The 20,556-nt window shown below is 65.4% G+C and carries 18 protein-coding genes and 2 pseudogenes; 10 read left to right on the forward strand and 10 right to left on the reverse strand.

The window, feature by feature from the left end; all coding sequences use genetic code 11:
* Window positions 1-18: 18 nt before the first annotated feature.
* Window positions 19-897: a PAC2 family protein gene (locus tag MPSD_RS15835; protein ID WP_086085799.1), complete on the reverse strand. Its 879-nt coding sequence runs from the start codon at window positions 895-897 to the stop codon at window positions 19-21.
* Between the two features lie 349 nt (window positions 898-1,246).
* Between MPSD_RS15835 and MPSD_RS15840 the strand changes: the two are divergent.
* Window positions 1,247-1,456 (forward strand): annotated as a pseudogene (locus tag MPSD_RS15840) (vitamin B12 dependent-methionine synthase activation domain-containing protein); the annotation flags it as partial.
* Here MPSD_RS15840 and MPSD_RS15845 read toward each other — a convergent pair.
* Window positions 1,446-2,891 carry a PPE family protein gene (locus tag MPSD_RS15845; RefSeq protein WP_020787173.1) on the reverse strand — a complete coding sequence of 482 codons (1,446 nt, stop codon included), beginning with the start codon at window positions 2,889-2,891 and terminating at the stop codon, window positions 1,446-1,448. The pseudogene MPSD_RS15840 and the gene MPSD_RS15845 sit on opposite strands and share 11 nt — an antisense overlap.
* A gap of 395 nt (window positions 2,892-3,286) precedes the next feature.
* On the opposite strand from MPSD_RS15845, the gene MPSD_RS30560 reads away from it, so the two are divergent.
* The 5 genes and pseudogenes from MPSD_RS30560 (at window position 3,287) to MPSD_RS15870 (ending at window position 8,619) form a co-directional block, all read left to right on the forward strand.
* Window positions 3,287-5,449, forward strand: coding sequence for a PE family protein (locus MPSD_RS30560; protein WP_338042264.1), 2,163 nt, complete (start codon window positions 3,287-3,289; stop codon window positions 5,447-5,449).
* A gap of 51 nt (window positions 5,450-5,500) precedes the next feature.
* Window positions 5,501-5,782, forward strand: a complete 282-nt coding sequence (locus MPSD_RS15855; protein ID WP_086085798.1) for a phosphoribosyl-ATP diphosphatase — start codon at window positions 5,501-5,503, stop codon at window positions 5,780-5,782.
* Window positions 5,783-5,784: 2 nt separating this feature from the next.
* On the forward strand, window positions 5,785-6,639 hold the full coding sequence (hisG, locus tag MPSD_RS15860; RefSeq protein WP_015356102.1) for an ATP phosphoribosyltransferase: 855 nt from the start codon (window positions 5,785-5,787) through the stop codon (window positions 6,637-6,639).
* Between the two features lie 116 nt (window positions 6,640-6,755).
* Window positions 6,756-7,238, forward strand: a complete 483-nt coding sequence (locus MPSD_RS15865; RefSeq protein ID WP_020787171.1) for a glycine zipper 2TM domain-containing protein — start codon at window positions 6,756-6,758, stop codon at window positions 7,236-7,238.
* A pseudogene (locus MPSD_RS15870) lies at window positions 7,235-8,619 on the forward strand (FAD-containing oxidoreductase). The gene MPSD_RS15865 and the pseudogene MPSD_RS15870 overlap by 4 nt, the downstream one beginning before the upstream one ends.
* A gap of 39 nt (window positions 8,620-8,658) precedes the next feature.
* Here MPSD_RS15870 and MPSD_RS15875 read toward each other — a convergent pair.
* Both MPSD_RS15875 and MPSD_RS15880 read right to left on the reverse strand, forming a co-directional pair.
* Window positions 8,659-10,260: a DHA2 family efflux MFS transporter permease subunit gene (locus MPSD_RS15875; protein ID WP_086085797.1), complete on the reverse strand. Its 1,602-nt coding sequence runs from the start codon at window positions 10,258-10,260 to the stop codon at window positions 8,659-8,661.
* 439 nt (window positions 10,261-10,699) lie between these two features.
* A complete protein-coding gene (locus MPSD_RS15880) occupies window positions 10,700-11,902 on the reverse strand; it encodes an ISAs1-like element IS2404/ISMul1 family transposase (RefSeq protein ID WP_420811931.1) in 1,203 nt (400 codons plus the stop codon).
* Between the two features lie 195 nt (window positions 11,903-12,097).
* Between MPSD_RS15880 and MPSD_RS15890 the strand changes: the two genes are divergently transcribed.
* Window positions 12,098-13,651: an aldehyde dehydrogenase family protein gene (locus MPSD_RS15890; protein ID WP_232022550.1), complete on the forward strand. Its 1,554-nt coding sequence runs from the start codon at window positions 12,098-12,100 to the stop codon at window positions 13,649-13,651.
* A gap of 28 nt (window positions 13,652-13,679) precedes the next feature.
* Here the strand turns inward: MPSD_RS15890 and MPSD_RS15895 are convergent, their stop codons facing one another.
* The 6 genes from MPSD_RS15895 to MPSD_RS15920 form a co-directional block, all read right to left on the reverse strand.
* Window positions 13,680-14,471 carry a 3'(2'),5'-bisphosphate nucleotidase CysQ gene (locus MPSD_RS15895; protein ID WP_086085737.1) on the reverse strand — a complete coding sequence of 264 codons (792 nt, stop codon included), beginning with the start codon at window positions 14,469-14,471 and terminating at the stop codon, window positions 13,680-13,682.
* A 111-nt stretch (window positions 14,472-14,582) separates the two neighbouring features.
* A complete protein-coding gene (locus tag MPSD_RS15900) occupies window positions 14,583-15,398 on the reverse strand; it encodes an SCO1664 family protein (protein WP_015356110.1) in 816 nt (271 codons plus the stop codon).
* The gene (locus MPSD_RS15905; RefSeq protein WP_020787165.1) at window positions 15,382-15,969 is read right to left on the reverse strand and encodes a DUF3090 domain-containing protein; all 588 of its coding nucleotides are present in this window, start codon (window positions 15,967-15,969) and stop codon (window positions 15,382-15,384) included. Before MPSD_RS15905 ends, MPSD_RS15900 begins: the two co-directional genes overlap by 17 nt.
* Before the next feature lie 88 nt (window positions 15,970-16,057).
* Window positions 16,058-16,804 carry a histidine phosphatase family protein gene (locus tag MPSD_RS15910; protein ID WP_086085733.1) on the reverse strand — a complete coding sequence of 249 codons (747 nt, stop codon included), beginning with the start codon at window positions 16,802-16,804 and terminating at the stop codon, window positions 16,058-16,060.
* Window positions 16,801-17,631 carry an undecaprenyl-diphosphate phosphatase gene (locus MPSD_RS15915; protein WP_036426514.1) on the reverse strand — a complete coding sequence of 277 codons (831 nt, stop codon included), beginning with the start codon at window positions 17,629-17,631 and terminating at the stop codon, window positions 16,801-16,803. Before MPSD_RS15915 ends, MPSD_RS15910 begins: the two co-directional genes overlap by 4 nt.
* 61 nt (window positions 17,632-17,692) lie before the next feature.
* Window positions 17,693-17,995, reverse strand: a complete 303-nt coding sequence (locus tag MPSD_RS15920) for a hypothetical protein (protein ID WP_015356113.1) — start codon at window positions 17,993-17,995, stop codon at window positions 17,693-17,695.
* Between the two features lie 110 nt (window positions 17,996-18,105).
* On the opposite strand from MPSD_RS15920, the gene MPSD_RS15925 reads away from it, so the two are divergent.
* Genes MPSD_RS15925 through MPSD_RS15935 form a run of 3 tightly spaced genes read left to right on the forward strand, consistent with a single transcriptional unit; the run spans window position 18,106 to window position 20,551 of the window.
* Window positions 18,106-19,176 carry a YncE family protein gene (locus MPSD_RS15925; protein WP_086085734.1) on the forward strand — a complete coding sequence of 357 codons (1,071 nt, stop codon included), beginning with the start codon at window positions 18,106-18,108 and terminating at the stop codon, window positions 19,174-19,176.
* On the forward strand, window positions 19,173-19,436 hold the full coding sequence (locus MPSD_RS15930; protein ID WP_036426510.1) for a DUF5703 family protein: 264 nt from the start codon (window positions 19,173-19,175) through the stop codon (window positions 19,434-19,436). Before MPSD_RS15925 ends, MPSD_RS15930 begins: the two co-directional genes overlap by 4 nt.
* Before the next feature lie 32 nt (window positions 19,437-19,468).
* Complete coding sequence (locus MPSD_RS15935; protein ID WP_015356116.1) at window positions 19,469-20,551, forward strand: quinone-dependent dihydroorotate dehydrogenase; 1,083 nt, start codon at window positions 19,469-19,471, stop codon at window positions 20,549-20,551.
* The last annotated feature ends 5 nt before the right edge of the window (window positions 20,552-20,556 follow it).

The raw sequence follows: 20,556 nt of genomic DNA on the forward strand, positions 1-20,556 counted from the left end.
CGGCGAGAGCTCGGCGGGCTAGAGTCCAAAACCTGGCCGGCGGCGCCGCAGATAGCGCTCGAATTCGGCGGCCAGTGCGTCCCCGTCGATCTTGCCCAGCGCGTCGTTCATTTCGACCGCTTCATCGCCGTGCTTCTCCAGCGTCTGCACGTACTCGGCCAGCTCGTCGTCATCAGAGGTCATCTCGGTGATCTCTTGCTCCCACACCTCGGCTTGGGCGGGCAGGCTCGACAGCGGTACCTCGATGTCGAGCACGTCCTCGACGCGGCGTAACAGCGCCACCGTGGCCTTGGGGTTCGGCGGGTGCGATACGTAGTGCGGCACCGCCGCCCAGAACGTCACCGCCGGGATCCCGGCCGCCACACACGCGTACTGAAACACTCCCGCAATGCCGGTGGGGCCCTCGTAGCGCGTTTCTTCCAGACCGAAGACCCGCGCCGACTCGGCCGAGTAGGCCGCGCCCGATACCGGGACCGGGCGGGCATGCGGCGTATCGGCCAGCAAGGCCCCGAGGATCACGACGGTGTCGACGTTGAGTTTCTCGATGATCGCCAGCAGCTCCGCACAAAATGTGCGCCAGCGCATGTTGGGTTCCAACCCGCACATCAATACGACATCGCGGTCACTGTCGGGTGGGCGGCAGTGCGAGATCCGCATCGCTGGCCACTCCAGCTCCCGGGTAACCCCGTCGATCTGTCGGATGACCGGCCGATTCACCTGATAGTCGTAGTAGGCCTCGTCGTCGATCTCCACGATGGGAGTCGCGTTCCAGATGGCGGCAAGGTGTCCGACCGCGTCGCTGGCGGCGTCGCCCGCGTCGTTCCAGCCCTCAAACGCCGCCACAACCACGGTCTTGTGTAGTTCAGGCAGCTCTCGGCTGGCATCGGACGGGGTCATCTGGTCAGCCTAAGGCCTCGAGTGGGTTAGCTGAGCGCATGCCTCCTGACCGGCCGGATATCGCGGGCGCAATCGGTCGGTCGCTGTCAACGGCTGAGGGAATTGCATAGCGCCACTATGTTTGCTGTGTGTGACTGCCGCTGGCAGGCCCCCTTGCGACACTGATCTCCTCGTGCTGCAGCGAGATCCTCAACGAAACCCGCCCTGACGTGCTGGAAACCATCCACCGGAACTAATTCGAGTCCGGTGCCGACGCGGTAGAGACCAACACCTTCAGCTGCAACCTGTCCAACCTCGGCGACTACGACATCGCCGACGAGATCAGGGACCTCTCGGAGAAAGGCACGGCGAGGACAACTTCAAGCTCGGCTATCGAGGTGCCCGCTTCGCCTTCGGCTACGGCGCCTGCCCCGATCCGGAGGATCGCGCCAAGATGATGAAGCTGCTGGAGCCCGAACGCATCGGCGTGACCTTGTCCGAAGAACTGCAGTTGCACCCCGAGCAGTCGACGGACGCCTTTGTGCTGTACCACCATGATGCGAAGTACTTCAATGTCTAGCAGGGGTCGGCGTCGGTCCAGGTGCGTGGCAGCATGGGTAGCGTTGTGGTTTCGGCGAATCTGGTTTCCCTGCCCGCGGTGAGCCTATCCGGTTGTCCAGCAATTGTTTTGGAGATTTCTCGGGAAAATTCAGACGCATTCGCGCCGTGTTCGCTGACGGCGCTTGGCTCCGCTGCTGGTGGGTCCACTGTGGTCGGGTATCCGTCGGCGTCAAGGAATTCATAGCGGTACTGGCGTAGGCGTTTTGTGCCGTCCGGGCTCTGCGGGAGGCGGCTCGGGCCTGGTCGCCGGGCAGTCTGGCGGCCGGTGCCACGGCGTCGGCGGTGGCACCGGCAAGCGCTTTGCCGTTTGTCGTCGGAGTGTGGCCGCCGCCGTCGGGGCCGAGGACGGCGTAAAAGCTCTGGGCGGCAACGGGTCCAGCGGAGGAGGGGCCCGATGGTGCGGCGGCCGCGTGCGCAGTGGGAGTCGACCCGGCAACGGTAGCGCCGCTGCTAACGCCGGCAACGGCGACGCCGGTGGTCGCGGGTGAGATCTGATGGTTCGGGGGTGCGGACTGTGCAACGTCGGGCAGGGGCGGCGCCGTTTGTGGTGGGGTGCTGATGCCGGCAAGCCCGGCCAGCCCTACAGTCACGGCCGGTAGCCCGAGCGGACTGATTGCCGGGGTGAAAGGGCCGAAGTAGATCATCGGGTCTAGCACCGCGTATGCGACGAACTTGAAAACCGACCCGGACGCGAACGAGATGAATGAGTCCAGAACGTGGACAACGAATTTCTCCAACGGCCCCGAGAGCGTCTCGGCTGCCAGGTTGCGCAGGAAATTCAGGAAGCCCTGAAGCGCTTGGAGGATGATTTTCACGGGATCGGGCATGGAGCTAGTCGCGGCGGGGGCGGCATCGGCCGTCATGATCTGGGGTGCGGGCGAAGTCCGGGGCGTCGCCGTCACGCTATGTTGGCTGACAGCCTGATAGCCGGTCATGGTGATGGCGGCCTGGACCCACATCCGCATGTAGTCGGATTCGTTGAACGCGATCGGGATGGTGTTGATCCCGAAGAAGTTGGTGGCCACCAATGCGCCGTGCACCGCATGGTTGGTGGCCAGCTCGGCGAGGGTGGGCATGGCCGCCAAGGCCGAGGTGTATCCGGCGGCCGCGGATTCGTGGGCGGTGGCCGCTGCGTTGGCTACCGCGGCGGCCTGGGCCAGCCAGTCGAGAAACGGTTGGTGCGCCGCAACAAATCGCTCGGCCGTCGGCCCGTCCCAGGAACCGGCCCGCACGGCCGCGAGCAGCTGGGTGAGTTCGTCCGAAATGTCGGTGTATTGCGTGGCGAGGGCCCGCCATGCTGCCGCCGCGGACCACAGTGCGCTGGGGCCCGGGCCGGTGGAGAGCAGGGTCGAATGCACCTCAGGGGGAAGCGCGAACCAGATCGGGAAGGTCATGAGCCGCCTCCTCCATCACAGAATAAAGTTAGGCTAACCTATCCTAGGTTGGCCTAATGTGGCCAGGGGGGCTGGCGCGGGTTGGGGTGTGGTCGGCGTTGGCGCGCCCCGGTCGAGGGGGGGTCAGTTGGCTTGCCCGGTTTGGGCGGGGTCGCCGCGCGCCTCGGGTCGGGTTGGCTGAAGTCCCCTCTCCAAGGGGGCGCTGCCCGGGTATTCGACCGCGGTTGAATATTGCCGCTTGCGGAAATATTTGTGGGACATATTTGAAAGTTCTATGAGCGCCAGGGAAAGCTCTAAAAGTTGCCGATGGAAATGGTAGTCGTAGACGACCGTGTGAGTGGTTAGTTTGCCGAGTGCTCGACAAATGTTGCGCGATGAGTGGGTGACGTAGCGATGTGGTACTTATCGGTGGCCCGGACGAGTTGGCGGCGGCGGCAACGGAACTGCGCGGCGTCGGCTCGATTGTCAGCACGGTCAATGCGGCTGCCGCGGTTCCGACCACCGCGCTTTGGCCCGCCGCTGCCGATGAGGTCTCGGCCGCCATAGCGGCGCTGTTTTCCAGCCACGCCCAGCAATATCAATCGCTCAGCGTCCAGGTGGCGGCGTATCACGACCAATTCGTTCGAGCCCTCGCCGCCGGTGGTGCGTCTTATTCGCTCGCCGAGGCCGCCAGCGCGTCACCGCTGGAGCAGCTGCTTGACCTGATCAACCTGCCCAGCCAGACGCTGCTCGGCCGCCCGCTGATCGGTGACGGCGCTGACGGCACCGCATCGGCCCCCAACGGAGGTGCCGGGGGATTGCTCTACGGCAACGGGGGCAACGGCTACGACAACAGCGCAAGCGCCGGGGTTGCCGGCGGTGCCGGCGGATCTGCCGGATTGGTCGGTAACGGTGGCATCGGTGGTGCCGGTGGGGCACTCGCGGCGGGAGGCGCAGGCGGGACCGGCGGGCTGCTGTTCGGCAACGGCGGGTCCAGTGGGGCCGGTGGACTGGGTGCAGTGGGCGGCCAGGGGGGTGGCGCAGGGACGCTGTCACTGGTCGGAAGCGGTGGCGACGGTGGGCACGGCGGCGAGGGAACGCCAGGCGGATCCGGCGGCACCGGCGGCGGCGGCAGTGCGGGACTGTTCGGGCGCGGCGGTTTCGGCGGGAGCGGCGGGACGGGCGGCGATGGTGTCGTGGGTAGCCCGGCCGCGCTAGACGGCGGCGCCGGTGGGACCGGGGGATCGGGTGGCTGCGGCGGACTGTTCGCGGTGGGCGGCGATGGCGGCCACGGCGGGATCGGCGGCAACGGAGCTCGTGGCGCCGACGGGGTCGGCGATGGTGAGTCGGGCACCGCGGGCGGCAACGGCGGTGCAGGTGGTGCTGGTGGCGTGGGCGGCACCGGGATCTTGTCGGGTTCTGATGGCGTCGGCGGCGGTGGCGGTAACGGTGGTCGTGGCGGTGATGGTATTCGGGGTGCGGATGGGGTGCTCGACTGTGAGTCGGGTTACTTGGGCGGCAGCGGCGGGGCTGGCGGTGCCGGTGGTCCGGGTGGCGACGGCGGGGACGGCGGTCACGGCGCCTACGGCGACGGCAAAGCTGGTGGCGGCGGCGGGGCCGGTGGTCGCGGGGGCGACGGGGGTGACGGGGACACCGGTGGTGCTGCCGGCAACGGTGGCGACGGGGGCGAGGGCAGGAATGCTGTGGCCAATTCAGGGCGGGGAGGCGGGACCGGTGGAGCCGGCGGTGTCGGTGGGGACGGCGGCAACGGTACAAACGGCGTCGGGGGGCCGGCGGTCACGGCGGGATGGGCGGCAATGCCGGCAGCAGCGACGCCGCAAATGGTGCAGTCGGGAGCCGCGGCGGTGACGGCGGTGCCGGCGGTAAGGGCGGGCAGGGCACCACCGGTGGCGACGGCGGTAACGGTGGATCCGCCGGCAAAGGCGGGACAGGGGGTGCCGCAGCTCAGACCAACGACGCGGGTGATGGCGGTGACGGCGGCGCCGGAGGCGACGGTGGCATCGGCACGCTCGGGCCCGGCGGTGACGGCGGTGCCGGCGGTAATGACGGATCCGGCGGTGACGGCAATACCGAGCCCGTCGGCCACTCGCTCGGCGGCGGCGGTGGCGTCGGCGGCAACGGCGGACAAGGGGGTGCCGGCGGCCAGGGCATCACCGGCGGGGACGACACCGAAAACGCCGAGCCCAGCGCCGGCGGCGCCGGCGGCGAGGGCGGTATGGGCGGCGGCGGTGACGGAGTCGTCGGGACCGGCGGTATGGGCGGCGGCGGTGGTCAAGGCGGCGCAGGTGGCGATGCCATCGACAGCTTCGGCGGCATCGGCGGTAAGGGTGGCGGCGGTGCTGACGGCGGTGGCGGCGGCGCCAGCTCGACCAGCACTGGCGGCGCCCCAGGCGGCGTCGGCGGCGATGGTGACGACGGCGATCCCCCGACCGGCCAGACCGGCGGCGGCGGCGGTACCGGCGGTGGTGGCGGCGCGCCGGGTGTTGTCTGAGCAAGCCGGCGGCTGGGCTGCGGCAGCACCAGGTGGTCAAAGTGGCCGACGGTGGGCATGCCACTGATGGGGTAACTCGGCCGCCAGGTGAAACCGCCGTGACTTTGCCTGGTGAGGCATGAAACAATCGCTGGCCGTGAAGACCTTCGAGGATCTGTTCGCCGAACTCGGTGACCGCGCCCGCACGCGGCCGCCCGGCAGCGCCACGGTGGCGGCGCTGGATGCCGGGGTGCATACCTTGGGTAAGAAGGTTCTGGAGGAAGCCGGCGAAGTCTGGCTGGCCGCCGAGCATGAATCCAACGAGGCGCTGGCCGAGGAGATCAGCCAGTTGCTGTACTGGGCCCAGGTGTTGATGATTTCGCGCGGAGTGTCTCTCGACGAGGTGTACCGGAAGCTGTGAGCATGTTGCGGGTGGCGGTTCCCAACAAGGGCGCCCTGAGCGAACCGGCCACGGAGATTCTGGCGGAAGCCGGCTACCGGCGGCGCACCGATCCAAAAGACCTGACGGTCATCGACCCGGCGAATAACGTCGAGTTCTTCTTCCTGCGACCCAAAGACATCGCCATCTACGTCGGCTCGGGACAGCTCGACTTCGGGATCACCGGACGTGATCTGGTCCACGATTCCGATGCGCAGGTGCGCGAGCGCTTGGCGCTGGGATTCGGGTCGTCGAGTTTCCGCTACGCCGGCCCCGCCCAGCGAGATTGGACGATGGCCGATCTCGCTGGCAAGCGGATCGCCACCGCGTATCCGAATCTGGTCAGAAAGGATCTGGCCGCCAAGGGTATTGAAGCAACGGTGATCAGACTCGACGGGGCGGTGGAAATCTCCGTGCAGCTGGGTGTGGCCGATGCCATTGCCGATGTGGTGGGCTCGGGCCGCACCCTGCGGTTGCACAATCTCGTCGCATTCGGTGAGCCGCTGTGTGACTCGGAGGCGGTGCTGATCGAGGGGAACGGCCGCGACGGCGCCGCCCAGGTCGAGGCCCGCGATCAGCTGGTCGCCAGGGTGCAAGGCGTGGTCTTCGGCCAGCAATACCTGATGCTGGACTACGACTGCCCGCGCGCGGTGCTGGACAAGGCCACCTTGATCACCCCTGGCCTGGAGTCGCCGACCATCGCCCCACTCGCCGACCCGGAATGGGTTGCAGTGCGGGCATTGGTGCCGCGCCGCGATGTCAACGGCACCATGGACGAACTTGCCGCCATCGGGGCCAAAGCCATTCTGGCTTCCGATATCAGGTTCTGTCGGTTCTGAGCATGTGCTATGGGGCGTTGCTGTGTTAGCGTCCCGCTAGGGCCGATTGCCCGCTAGTTGCATGGGCATTCCCCTTCACGTCGCCAGGCTGTTCGTCTGTCCCAGGAGGGATCGTTGTGACGCACTTTGTTGTTCTGCTGCTGGCTCTGCTCATCGGCGTTGTCGCTGGCCTGAGGTCGATGACGGCTCCAGCCGTGGTCTCCTGGGCCGCGTTCTTGAGCTGGATCAATCTTCATGGAACATGGGCGTCCTGGGTGGGCAACCTCATCACGGTCGTCATCCTGTCGGTCCTCGCGGTTGGCGAGCTGGTCAACGACAAGCTCCCCAAGACCCCACCGCGCACCGCGCCACCGGTGTTCGCGGTTCGAATCATCTTGGGTGCCTTCGCCGGTGCAGTCATCGGCACGGCGTGGGGTTATCGGTGGGGCGGGCTCGGGGCAGGAATCATCGGCGCCGTCCTGGGCACCCTGGGTGGCTACCAGGCGTGCACCAAGTTGGTGGCCGCGCGCGGCGGCCACGATCTGCCCATCGCACTGCTGGAGGATTCGATCGCTGTCCTGGGTGGTTTTGCCATCGTTGCGACAGTGGCCGCCCTGTGACACAGCATTACGACGCGATAGTCGTCGGTGCAGGCCAGGCCGGCCCGCCATTAGTGGGTCGGCTGACCGCCGCGGGCGAGCGCGTTGCGATCGTGGAGCGCAAGCATGTCGGCGGTACCTGCGTGAACTCCGGGTGTATCCCGACCAAGACGCTGGTCGCCAGTGCGCACGCCGCGCAATTGGCCCGCCGTGGCGCCGAATACGGTGTCGGTACCGGCCCGGCCCCATCAGCGTGGACATGGCCAAAGTCAAGGCACGCAAAGACGGCATCATGCTCGCCGACCGTAAGGGTGTCGAGCATTGGCTGGACGGCATGAACGGCTGCACCGTGTTCCGCGGGCACGCCAGATTCGAGGATCCGCACACCCTGCGGGTCGGTGACGACCTGTTGAGTGCGGACCGGATATTCCTCAACGTCGGTGGCCGCGCGGTGGCTCCGAACATCCCGGGGCTTGCCGACATCGATTTCCTGACCAACGTGTCCATCCTCGAACTCGACACGCTGCCAGAGCATTTGGTCATCGTCGGCGGCAGCTATATCGCGCTGGAGTTCGCCCAGATGTACCGTCGTTTCGGTGCTCCGGTCACCGTCGTCGAGCGGGGACCGAGGCTGGCTTCCCGCGAGGACGAGGACGTCTCGGCCACCATCCGAGAGATCCTGGAGGCCGAAGGCGTCAACGTTGTCGTTGGTGCCGACGACGTGCGAATCACTAAGCGCGACAGTAGCGTTGGCGGCTTCGAGCTGACTCCCTGCGCGGGCGCGGCCCCCATTGCGGGCAGCCATCTATTGCTGGCGGTGGGGCGTCGGCCCAACACCGATGACCTGGGGCTGGAGGCCGCCGGGGTGCAGACCGACGCCCGCGGCTACATCGTGGTGGACGACCAGCTCAAGACCAGCGTCGACCACATCTGGGCGATGGGCGACTGCAACGGCAAGGGCGCCTTCACTCACACGTCGTACAACGATTTCGAGATCGTTGCGGCCAATCTGCTCGATGACGACCCACGCCGGGTCAGCGATCGCATCACCACCTACGCCCTCTACATCGACCCGCCGCTGGGGCGGGCCGGGATGAGTGTTGCTCAGGCCCAGGCGACCGGGCGCAAGCTGCTGGTCGGAAAGCGGCCGATGACCAGGGTCGGTAGGGCCGTGGAAAAGGGTGAGACGCAAGGCTTCATGAAGGTGGTCGTCGACGCGGACACCGACGAGATCCTGGGAGCGACGATCTTTGGCGTGGGCGGTGACGAAGCCATTCACGCGATCCTCGACGTGATGTCGGCCAAAGCGCCCTACACCACGTTGTCACGAACGATGCATATCCACCCCACGGTCAGCGAACTCGTTCCCGCGATGTTGCAGGAGATGGCGCCGCTGGTCTAGCGGCGATCATCAGCGCAGCGGGATGGGGCACAGCGGGTTTCACCCCGGGACATCGACCTCTCCTGGCGCAATCGTTGTTGGCTTTGCCGGTAGGAACGCTGCGGGAAAATACGCCAGCGCCCCCAGGACGGCCGCCACCGCGAACGTCAGCGTGTAGGCATGCGAAAGGTCATGCTGCAACTCGACCAAAAAATCGGGGCCAACCGCTCGCGCCGGTACCGCCGAGGGGGCAATCGGCACGACGTGGCGCTCGGCGTTCTCGCGCAACACCGCCATGTTGTTTGCTGTCGAGATGGTGTGGCTCCGGCAGAACTGGTTGGTCAGGATCATCGACATCAGTGCCGCACCTATCGAGCCGGATATCTGCTGATTGACGCTGATCAGCGCCGATCCGCGGGCGATCTGATGCGGGGCCAGGACTCGCATTACCGACGCGGCGAGCAGCAGTCCGGTGCAGCCCAAGCCCATACCGGCGACGGTCAGGCCGGCCAGCAGCGTGGGCAGATAATCTGCCTCGTTGGCGACTCCGAAGACGAATGTGCCCGTTCCGGTGGCAATCAGAGTGAGTCCGATCAGCACCACCTTGCGTGGACCGCGGCTGTCCATGAAGGCGCCGGTAAGCGGCATGGTCAGCATGGCTCCGAATCCGATAGGGACCATCATCAGCCCGGACCGCATTGGAGTCTGGTGTAGCAGTTGCTGAAAGTAGCTCGGCAGTAACAGGCTGGCATCCGCCGCCCCGGCGACGTACAACAGCAGCGCCAGGTTGGCCAGCCGGACCACTCGGTCGGTAAACAACCGCAGATCGATTAGCGGGTGATCCGTTCGATACCAGGCGTGCAGGGCGAACGCGGTAATCAACACCGCACCGCTGATCGCCGGTACCCACACGCGGTGATCGGTTACCGTGCCCGACCCTGGGATTGCTGATACTCCCAACAAGAGCATCGCGATGCCGGGCAACAGCAGTAGCACGCCGATGAAGTCGAAGCGTTCGGATGGTTTCGGTGGATCCTCCGGGACGAGGATCGCGACAAGGCCGAATGCCAACAGGCCGGCCGGCACGTTGATCAGAAAAATCCATTGCCAGCCGTACGAGTCGATCAGCCAACCACCCAGAATCGGTCCCAACATCGGGGCAGTCAGCATGGGAATGGCCCCTACCGCGAGCAGGCGGCCGAGCCGCCTTGGTCCCGCCTGGTGGGTCACGATGGCAAGGACCAGCGGCCCCAGCACGCCCCCACCGATACCCTGCACCACGCGAAATATGATCAGTAGCCCAATGTTCGGGGCGCTCGCACACAGCATTGAGCCGAGCGTGAACGTCGCAACCGCGCCCATGAACAGCCGTTTGGCGCCCAATCGGTCGGCCGCCCACCCTGTCATTGGCGTAGCGGTGGCCATTCCAAGCATGTAGCCGGCCACAGTCCAGGCGACAGTGGCCTGGGTGGAATGGAATGCCACGGTGAAGGTGCGTTGCGCGACGGTGACGATGCTGATGTCGAGGTTCGCCATGATCGCGGCTATCAGGCACACGCCCGCAATTCGGATGGTCGGCCAGTCGAGCCGGTCGGGATAGTTGTCTTGAGTCGGGCCCAGCTGCGTCGCAGTGGCGCGTGCATCGGCCCCGCAGGGCTCCATCGCGAGACACCTTGTACGGCACGGGTTGCTTTCGCAGCCCCGATCAGTTCGAAAATTGTTATTCATGCTCTGGTAAATTCACTGAGAGTTGTCTTATCCGCGAAAATACTTCTCAAAAGGCAACGATTTCCCACGCCCTGGCTGCATCGGGTTCGCGCGGTTCGCGCGTGAAATCGATGACGATCCGCCAGCCAGTCGACAGTATCAAAACGGCGTCAAAGACGCAGCCTAAATCCGAAGTGGCCCAAGGATCAATTAACCCGGTGATGAATTTCTCGCTGGGGTGACGGGTTCGTTGGAAAGGTAGAAATTCATCCTTTGTTTATTTATTCCTCGAGTGGAGATGCGGGCGAATTTGTCCGATAGTTGGTGATAGATTGTCGGCTTGGTCGACCGGGTTTTTCACGCCACTGTAGGGGCAGGGCTCCGGCGTTGTTGATTAGCAGGCTTGTGAGCTGGGGAATTGTGGATTGAGGAGGTCTAGGCGGCGGTTGGCGGTCAAAGCGGTGATCCGGCAGGCTTCGGCGATGTTGTCGGCGCCGTTGAGGCGGTGCAGATTGATCGCGGTGTTGCGTAGCGTTGCTAGGACCTGTGCGCCGTTTCCGGTATGTGCCCTTTGACGGTCTTCGTCGAAGGTGACGTCGCGTATCCAGTGCAGGCTGTTCTCGATTCCCCAGTGTTGACGCATCCAGGTCATGATCGCGGTAGGGCGGGCGTGCTCGAACGGCAGGCTGCAGATGGCATAGACCACCTCCACGCTGCGCTGGTCGGTGGCGGTGATCAAGCGTTCACGAGTGATCCGGATGATTTGTTTTGCGTAGGGGAAGCCGATTCCTCGTGCAGCGGTGATGATTTGCGGGGTGCGGGTCTCGACACGGCCGTGGCCGCGGGAGTCGTCGGTAGCGGCTGTGGGCACCTCGGCCCAGGGCAGCGCGGTGATACGCGCAAATATTTTGGCTTGGTTGGACTTGACGATCATCAGGTAGTGCGACTTCAAGGTGGCGCAGATCAACTTCGCGGTGACGACCTGGGTATGCATCGCATCCACGGTGACCAGCCACCGCAAGCTACCCGGCAGCAGCGTGAGCAGGGCACGTACGCAGGGAATTTCATTGCTTTTCTCGGCGACAGCGAGTTGACCGAGCACCAATCGGGCACGGTGGGCGAACACCGACACGAGATGCGTGGCTGTCGCTTTGGCGCGTAAAGCACCACGCAGCATCTTGCCGTCCAACGCGATCGGCACCAATCCACTGGGGTCGCTGCTGGCCACGTGTGCAGTGAAGTAACTGCCCATCCTGGCGTTGAGGTCGGCGGGGTCTAGCCGAGACAAAACAGCGCGGAAGGTCTTCTCACTGGGCCGCCGGAACCGGACCCCTAATTGGGCCAACACATCATCGGGAGCGGTGGCCGCCCATGTGGCAAAACCAGCATAGCCGCGCATCCCCGCGGCAGTGGCCAGAACCGCGATCGCCAACAAAGCCACCAGCGAATACCTCCGACCGCGTGGGCCCCTCGGGTCTGGCACCGAGGCCAACACATCGAGAAACTCCGATCCGATGAGCTCGCTGCGCTCACCAGGACTCCAGCGGTCGAACACCTCTGGAACCGACGACACACGCAATACTGAAACGGTAGGCACGGGCAACTCCAGACCAACGACGAACAGTAACCAACTCGATCGTTCTCCAGATAGCCCGTGCCTACACTCCGGCCCCAATAGCGCGGCACCAAAGATCATCAACCCAGCTCACAAGCCTGCTAATCAACAACGCCGGAGCCCTGGGTACCGTACGAACAGCTCCGGTTGGCGCCGGCGGCAAAGGCGGTGGCAGTGATGATGGATACGACAAATCAGGCAAACCCGGCCGAAGCCGACACCCGCGATGAAGTGGTGGTCAAATGTCCGGCCACCGGCGAGATCGTCGGAACCGTCCCAGTCACAACGGTCGATGGCGTTGCGGCGGCGGCGGCACGGCTACGGGCCGCACAACCCGAGTGGCAGCGATTGGGTGTGTCCGGCCGCGCGTGCTGGCTGGGCAGATGGCGCGACTGGATGCTCGACCACCGCGATGATCTGCTGACGCCGCTGCAGCTGGAAACGGGCAAGTCCTGGGGTGACGCGGGTATCGAGATCGCCACCGTGCAGGTCATCAACTACTGGATCGACAACGCCGCAGAGTTTTTGGCCGACCAGCCGGTGCGCCCATACGGCGCAGCCAACGCGGCCAAGAAGCTGACCATTGTCTACGAGCCTTATCCCCTGGTCGGCGTCATCACCCCGTGGAACGGTCCGTTGTCGGTACCGCTGCTCGACGTTCCCGCCGCCCTGTTGGCCGGATGCGCCGTGCTGTCCAAGCCCTCGGAATTCACACCATTGGCCTGGCAGCACGCGGTGGAGGGGTGGAAGCAGATCGGTGCACCGGACGTGCTCGACGTGGTCTTCGGTTTCGGAGAAACCGGTGCGGCCCTCGTCGACGTCGTTGATTACGTGATGTTCACCGGTTCGGTGGGCACCGGGCGCCGGATCGCCGTCGCCGCGGCCGAACGGTTGATCCCGTGCGGGCTGGAACTTGGCGGCAAAGACGCGATGATCGTCTGCGCGGACGCCGACATCGACAGGGCGGTCGACGGCGCGGTTTGGGGCGGATTCGCCTACACCGGCCAAGTCTGCATTTCGGTGGAACGGAGCTATGTCGAGGCCCCGGTATTTGACACGTTCGTGAGCAAATTGGTGGCCAGGACAGCGCAGCTGCGTCAGGGCATGGATGCCGGGCATGACTATTCGTGCGAAATAGGCTCGATGACTACCGCGCAACAACTCGAGATCGTGTCTCGACACGTCGACGACGCGGTCTGCAAGGGCGCGAAGGTTCTCATCGGCGGCAAAACGCGTGATCCCGGCGGGGAAGGGTTGTTCTACGAACCGACGGTGCTGGTCGATGTCGACCATGACATGGACTGCATGCGTGAGGAGACATTCGGCCCGACCTTGCCGGTGATGAAGGTGCGCGACGTTGCGGAGGCGATCGAGAAAGCCAACGATTGCCGATTCGGGTTGTCCGGCAGCGTCTGGACACGCGACAAAGCAAAGGCAATTGACATTGCCCGGCGCCTGAATACCGGCACCGTGAACATCAACAATGTGATCACCGGCATCTTTCAAATTGGGGTTCCGATGGCCGGCTGGAAGGAGTCGGGGTTGGGCACCCGCTCCGGCGGCGCCGAAGGCATCCGCAAGTACTGCCACCCCAAGAGCATCGTCGCTGAGCGGGTCGCGATGAAAAAGGAGTTGCTCTGGTACCCCTATAGCCGCAAGAAGGGCAGCTTCGCGGAGAAGGTGGTCAGAATGCTGTCGGCCAGAGACTGGCGGCGTCGACTAGGTCGGTAGGACGGGGCCGATCCAACCGGTAGCGGTTTTACCGCCACACCTGCCGGATGGCATCGAGCAGCACAGGCGCCAGCTCGGGGCGACACATCACGAAATCGGGCAGGTAGGGGTCCAGCTGGTTGTACCGAAGCGGCGACCCATCCAATCGGGATGCGTGCATGCCGGCGGCCATCACCACGCCGGCCGGCGCCGCCGAGTCCCATTCCCATTGGCCTCCGGCGTGCAGATAGGCATCGGCTTTGCCCTCGATGAGGGCCATCGCCTTGGCACCGGCCGAACCAATGGCGACTGGTTGGATGGCCAGCGTCCGACTGACATGATAGAGGATTGCCGGCGGACGGGTGGTGCTGACCGCCACCCGAATGACATCCGGCACCCCGACCGGTGCGGCGTCGGCGGTCACCGTGTCGCCGCGGAAAACGATGTTGCCGCGGGCCGGCAGTGACACGGCAGCATCGGTGATCTCGGGCCTGCCGTTGGCGCGACGCTGCCACAACGCGACATGAACCGCCCAGTCGTCCCGGCCACGCGTGGAGAACTCGCGGGTGCCGTCCAGCGGATCGATGATCCACACCCGATCAGACTTCAGCCGCACCAGGTCGTCGTGAGCTTCCTCACTGAGCACCGCGTCACCGGGCCGCTCCGCCCGTAGCCGCCGTAGCAGCAGGGAGTTCGCCTGGAAGTCACCGGCGTCACCAAGCGCCCATGGATGGTCGAAACCAACCTCTTCCCGCACGGCCAGCAGCAATTTCCCAGCGTCCACCGCGAGGTCGGCAGCCAGCTCCGCATCGGTCAGGTGGCGCGCGGGCGGGTGGCTCACCGCACAAGTATCGCCGAGTTGGCACGCGCGCTCATGCCGGACCAAACACGTCGCACCCACAACGGCGATCAGGAACGGTCAAACGCGCCGGATCGGACTCGCGACAACCTTCTAGAAGGCCGGCCACGGTATTGGGCGGTGGCGGTCCGGTCCAGGCATCACGGGATTGTCCAGCAACATCTCCGCCCGCCTGCCCAGAGCGACAATCTCGGCATGGGTGATCAAGCCCGCCAGCGTCTCGCCCAGCTTCCCACGCAGATCATCGATGAGCCCGGCAACCTTCTGCAGGGTCTGATCGTCGATCGGCTTGCCCGCCCAGCCCCACAGCACTGTCCGTAGCTTGTCCTGGACATGCATGCTCACGCCGTGGTCGACCCCGTACACCCGGTCGTCGACGCCACAGAGGATGTGCCCGCCTTTGCGGTCGGCATTGTTGATCAGGACGTCGAACACCGCCATCCGCCGCAACCGGACATCGTCGGCGTGCATCAGGATGACCTCGTCGCCGGAGTAGTCGTACGCGCGAAGGACCGGCAGGTAACCCGGTTGCGGCTTGCCGCAGGGAAACAGGTCGACCAGGTCGGGCCCGGGCCGGGGATCGGTGCCTACCGCGTCACCGGGTTGCTGTACCCGCAGCTGCAGCATCCCGGGCCCGGCGGGTCCGTCTCGAATCACGGTGTAGGGCACGATGTTCCAGCCCAACTGGGCCGAAACGTGATATGCGCTGAGTTCGCGGCCGGCCAGGGTGCCATCGGGAAAGTCCCATAGCGGCTGTTCACCCGAAACCGGCTTGTAGACGCAGTGCACGGTGTTGTCGCCGAGGGTGGATTCGCACAGGAAAGTGGCGTTGCTGGCCGAACGAATACGTCCGAGGACCGTCAGCTCGCCGTCCCGCACTACCTCGCGTTCGTCATTCCTCGGGGTCATCGCTGGACCCGAGCAACACGTCGCGCCGATAGCCATTGGTGCGCGCACAAATATGTCCCTCGGGGTCCAGCGGCTCGTCGCAGAGCGGACACGGCGGGCGCCCCGCCGAGATGACCCGGTTGGACCGGGTGGCGAACTGCCGCGCCGACTCCGGCGTCAGGAAGACCCGCACCGCGTCGGGACCCTCGTCGGTGTCATCGAGCACCACCGAAGCGTCGAACTCCGCGTCGGTGACCGCCAACAATTCGACGACCACGGTCTGGGCTTCCGAGTCCCAGCCCAACCCCATGGTCCCGACCCGAAATTCGGCGTCCACCGGCATGATCAGCGGATTTAGATCGTCAACCTCGGCGGGTTCCGGGGGAACCGGTGTGCCGAACCTGCGGTTGACCTCGAGCAACAACGCGCCGATGCGCTCGGCGAGGACCGCGACCTGCTGCTTCTCCAAGATCACCGACACGACTCGTTTGTCGTGCACCGCCTGGATGTAGAACGTGCGATTTCCGGGCTGACCAACAGTCCCGGCCACGAATCGGTCGGGTGTACGGAATACGTGAATTGCGCGGGCCATGGCACCTCCAAAATACCGTGCAGATGGCGTTGTCGTGGGATTCGCAGGGGGTCCGCACCGCTAAACCACAGCGGTGGGGACCGCTCCCCTAGTCGGTCGAGCCGCCGACCACCGCGTCTCCGGACGGCACGCCACCGACTGACTCAGTCTGAACCTTGTCGGGCTCTTCGTCTGGCTTGTCCGGCGCCGCCTTCGGGGGAAGGCCCGCGCGCAGTCCTGCGGACAGCCGCGCACCGGTGTGGTTGACATGCAGCACGAACGGCCGCAGCTGGGTGTAGCGGATCACGCTCGCCGATGCGGGGTCGGCGGTCACTCGCTGGAAGCTATCCAGGTGCATACCGTAGGCATCGGCCACCACCGCTTTGATGACGTCGCCATGGGTACACGCCAGCCAGAGCGCATCGCCCCCATACTTCTCGGCCAGCCGTCGATCGTGTTCGCGAACGGCGGCCACCGCCCGCGCCTGCACCTGCGCCAAACCCTCGCCGCCCGGGAACACCGCGGCACTGGGGTGCGCCTGGACCACTCGCCACAGCGGCTCGTTGACCAGCTCAGCGATCTTGCGGCCGGTCCAGTCCCCGTAGTCCACTTCGGCGAGTCGCTCTTCGACCAGCGGCTCCAGACACAGCGCATCGGCCAGCGGCTCGACGGTGGTGCGGCACCTCAGTAGCGGGGAGGACACCACCGCACGGACCGGCAGATCGCCGATCCGGTCGATCAGCCCCGAGGCCTGCTGGCGCCCTTTGTCGTCAAGGTCGACCCCCTCGGAACGACCGGCCAGAATGCCTGCGGTGTTCGAAGTGGACCGGCCGTGGCGCAACAGGATGACGGTCATGTCGCCGCGACCGTACCGGTAGCCAGCAGAATCAGCACTACCACGCCAACCGCCACCCGGTAGCCGACGAACCAATACATGCTGTGGCGCAGCAGAAACCGCAAGAACCATGACACCGCGGCGAGGCCGACCACAAAAGCGATGAGGGTGGCCACCAATAGCTGCGGACCGGTAGCGCTCATGCCCTCCGTCGCGGGGTGGAAGGCATCGGGCAGGGAGAACAACCCGGACGCGAACACCGCCGGTATGGCGAGCAGGAAGCCGAACCGGGCGGCCAACTCACGGTCTAGCCCTAGAAACAGGCCGGCGCTGATGGTCGAGCCGGACCGAGAAAACCCAGGAACCAGCGCCAGGGTCTGGGCAACCCCGACCACCAGGCCATCGCGCCAGGTGAGCTGTTCGACGTGACGGCTCTGGCGGCCCAGGTATTCGGCAAGCGCGATTACCCCAGAGAACACCACCAGCGCCGTGGCCACCACCCACAGGTTTCGCACGCCCGACCGAATCTCGTCCTTGAACAGCAGCCCCAACACACAGATTGGGATGGTTCCGATGATGACGTACCAGCCAAGGCGATAGTCCGCGTTGCGATGCGACTTAACCACCAGACCGTCGAACCAGGCCCGCAGGATGCGCACGATGTCGCGGGCGAAGTAGACCAGTACGGCGGCTTCGGTGCCCAGCTGGGTGACCGCAGTGAAAGAAGCACCGGCATCGTCGCTGAAGAAAACCCGCGACACCACTGCCAGGTGTCCCGATGAGGAAACCGGCAAGAATTCGGTCAGACCCTGCACGACAGCCAACGAGATGACTTGCCACCAGGACATCGCCGCAACTGCAGACACGACGACGACCGTACCTGGTGCGAGAGCCCGTTATGAGATGTGACTAGTGCGACGCAGGCAGGGCATGCGTGACAGAATCACGCACCGCCGCCGCCAGGCTGCGCTCGTCGGTGAGGTCGATATCGACCAAGCCGCGGACCGACCGTGCGACGACGTCTTCGGCCTGCGGAACCGGCCCGGTCAGACGGGGTCGGTAAATTTCGACAACGAGCGAGCGGTGTTCGATGCGGAAGGAGAAACTGTGGCCATCTCCGACTTGCCCGTACCCACTGGCGAAAATGCCCGTCAACATGTCTTCGATCGCAAACCCTTTGTCTGCGGTATGCCGGTCAGCAGCGACGGTCATGCCCAGACAATACCTCGTCAGAAATACTTTCCGTGGGCAACATGACGAGATTGGATGCGACAACGTTCCTTAAATTTTCGAGTCCATGGCCGACATTCAGAGGGTAGACGTTGCTGCGAAATCATAGAAAACCACTTCAGCGCTATTTTTACGCACCAGTCATTTTGCTGACCCTGCTGACCCTGTTGACGGGCTGTTCTTCGGGCCCGCCGCAATCGGCGCCGCCCACGATCGAGCCCGCGCGGCCGGCCGTGTCTCCGCCGATTTCTCAGCCTCCGGCAGGTGTGGTTCGGCCGCTGGGCGGGCATCCGCAGGCGGCGGTGTATGACGTCGACTCCGGCAGGTTGGCCGTTCTGAGCCCGGGTTCGGACGCATCGGCGCCGGCCAGCATCAGCGTGTTCGCTCAGGAGCAAACCCCAGCTCGACCAATCACACTTCCCGGGCCCGCAACCGGGTTGACCGGTGACGGCCACGGCAAGGCCTACGCGTCTGCCCGTGGCGGCTACTTCGTGGTGGACCTGCCCAGTGGGGGCGTATCGCAGGTCAACGTGGCCGATTCGGCAGACACCGAATTCACCGCGATCGCACGCCGGATGGACGGGAAGCTGGTTTTGGGCACCGCCGACGGCGCCCTGTACACCCTGGCCTCACCGCAAACCCCCGCCTCCGCCGGCACCGCCCAGGTCCTCAGCCTGATCAAGATCTTCGCCCGCGTCGATGCGGTCGTTACGCAAGGAAACACAGCCGTCGTGTTGGACCGCGGACAGACTTCGGTGACGACGATCGACGCCGACGGGCGCGCCGAACAGGCACTACGCGCCGGTGAGGGGGCGACCACCATGGCCGCCGACTCGCTGGGGCGAGTGCTGGTCGCAGATACCCGTGGCGGCCAATTGCTGGTGTATGGCGTTGACCCGCTGATCCTGCGCCAGGCCTACCCGGTGCCACAGGACCCGTACGGGCTAGCGGGGTCGAATCAACTGGCCTGGGTGTCCCAGACCGCGGCGAACCTCGTTATTGGTTACGATCTCAGCACCGGAATACCCGTGGAAAAGGTGCGTTACCCAACCGTGCAGCAACCCAACTCGTTGGCCTTTGACGAAGCGTCAGGCACCTTATTCGTCGTGTCCGGGTCAGGCGCTGGGGTACAGGTCATCGAGCATGCGGCAGGTGTCCCTTGACCAGCAGTTCCGTGTCGCGGCGGGGCCAGTTGCCCGCCGGCTGGGCCACCGACATGTCGGACGAGTATGAGTGGGCGCCACTGCGCCTGCCGCCGGAAGTGACCAGGCTCAGCGCATCCACCCGGCTGTCCATCGAGGCCGAGTATCGCGGCTGGGAGCTGACCCTGGTGCGCCTCTACACCGACGGCAGCAGACGTGTGTTGTTGCGTCGCAAGAAGTCTCGTCTGGATAGCCCGATGCCCGACCAGTCGGAACTGTGACGGTGGCCAACCCGCACCAGGACGGGTCTCGAATGTACTGCTTGCTGCGTAGGCTGCTGTTCCTGCTGCCGCCCGAGCGGGTGCACAAGTTGGTTTTTGCCGTGCTGCGCGGTGCCACCGCGGCCACACCGGTACGGCGGATGTTGACGCGATGGCTGGGCCCGACCGACCCGGTGCTGGCTTCTACCGTGTTTGGGGTGCGATTTCCCGGCCCGCTCGGACTGGCCGCGGGGTTCGACAAGGACGGCACCGGACTGGACACCTGGGCCGCGATGGGCTTCGGCTATGCCGAAGTCGGCACGGTCACCGCGCACCCGCAGCCCGGTAACCCGGCCCCACGGCTGTTCCGGTTGCCCGAGGACCTAGCGCTGCTCAACCGGATGGGATTCAACAACCACGGCGCGGGCGCACTCGCAATCCGGCTGGCCCGCCACCATCCCGAAGTACCCGTCGGGGTCAACATCGGCAAGACCAAGACCACCCCGGCCGACCAGGCGGTTGACGATTACCGGGCCAGCGCCAGACTGGTCGGCCCGCTGGCGTCCTACCTGGTGGTCAACGTCAGCTCCCCGAACACACCGGGATTGCGGGATTTGCAGGCGGTGGAGTCACTACGGCCCATCCTGGCCGCCGTGCTGGCCGAAACGTCGACACCGGTACTGGTGAAGATTGCGCCCGACCTCTCCGATTCCGACGTCGACGAGGTCGCCGACTTGGCCGTCGAGCTTGGCCTGGCCGGCATCGTTGCGACCAACACCACCGTGTCGCGCGATGGGTTGCTGACCCCTGGCGTCGGCCAACTCGGCGCGGGCGGCATTTCCGGGCCGCCGGTGGCAGAGCGCTCACTCGAGGTGTTGCGCCGGCTCTATCAGCGCGTCGGCGATCGACTGACCCTGATCAGTGTGGGCGGCATCGAAACCGCCGAGGATGCCTGGGACCGAATTACCGCCGGTGCATCGTTGCTGCAGGGCTATACCGGCTTCATCTACGGCGGGGGCCTGTGGTCCAAGCACATTCACGACGGCATCGCCCGCCGGCTGCACCAGGGCGGTTTCGGCTCACTGCACGAAGCGGTCGGCTCCAACGCCGCCGAGCGGGGACGTCCGCCCAGTTAGGAGCG

The organism is Mycobacterium pseudoshottsii JCM 15466, from assembly GCF_003584745.1.
In the GTDB taxonomy this organism is placed as follows: Bacteria; Actinomycetota; Actinomycetes; order Mycobacteriales; family Mycobacteriaceae; genus Mycobacterium; species Mycobacterium marinum.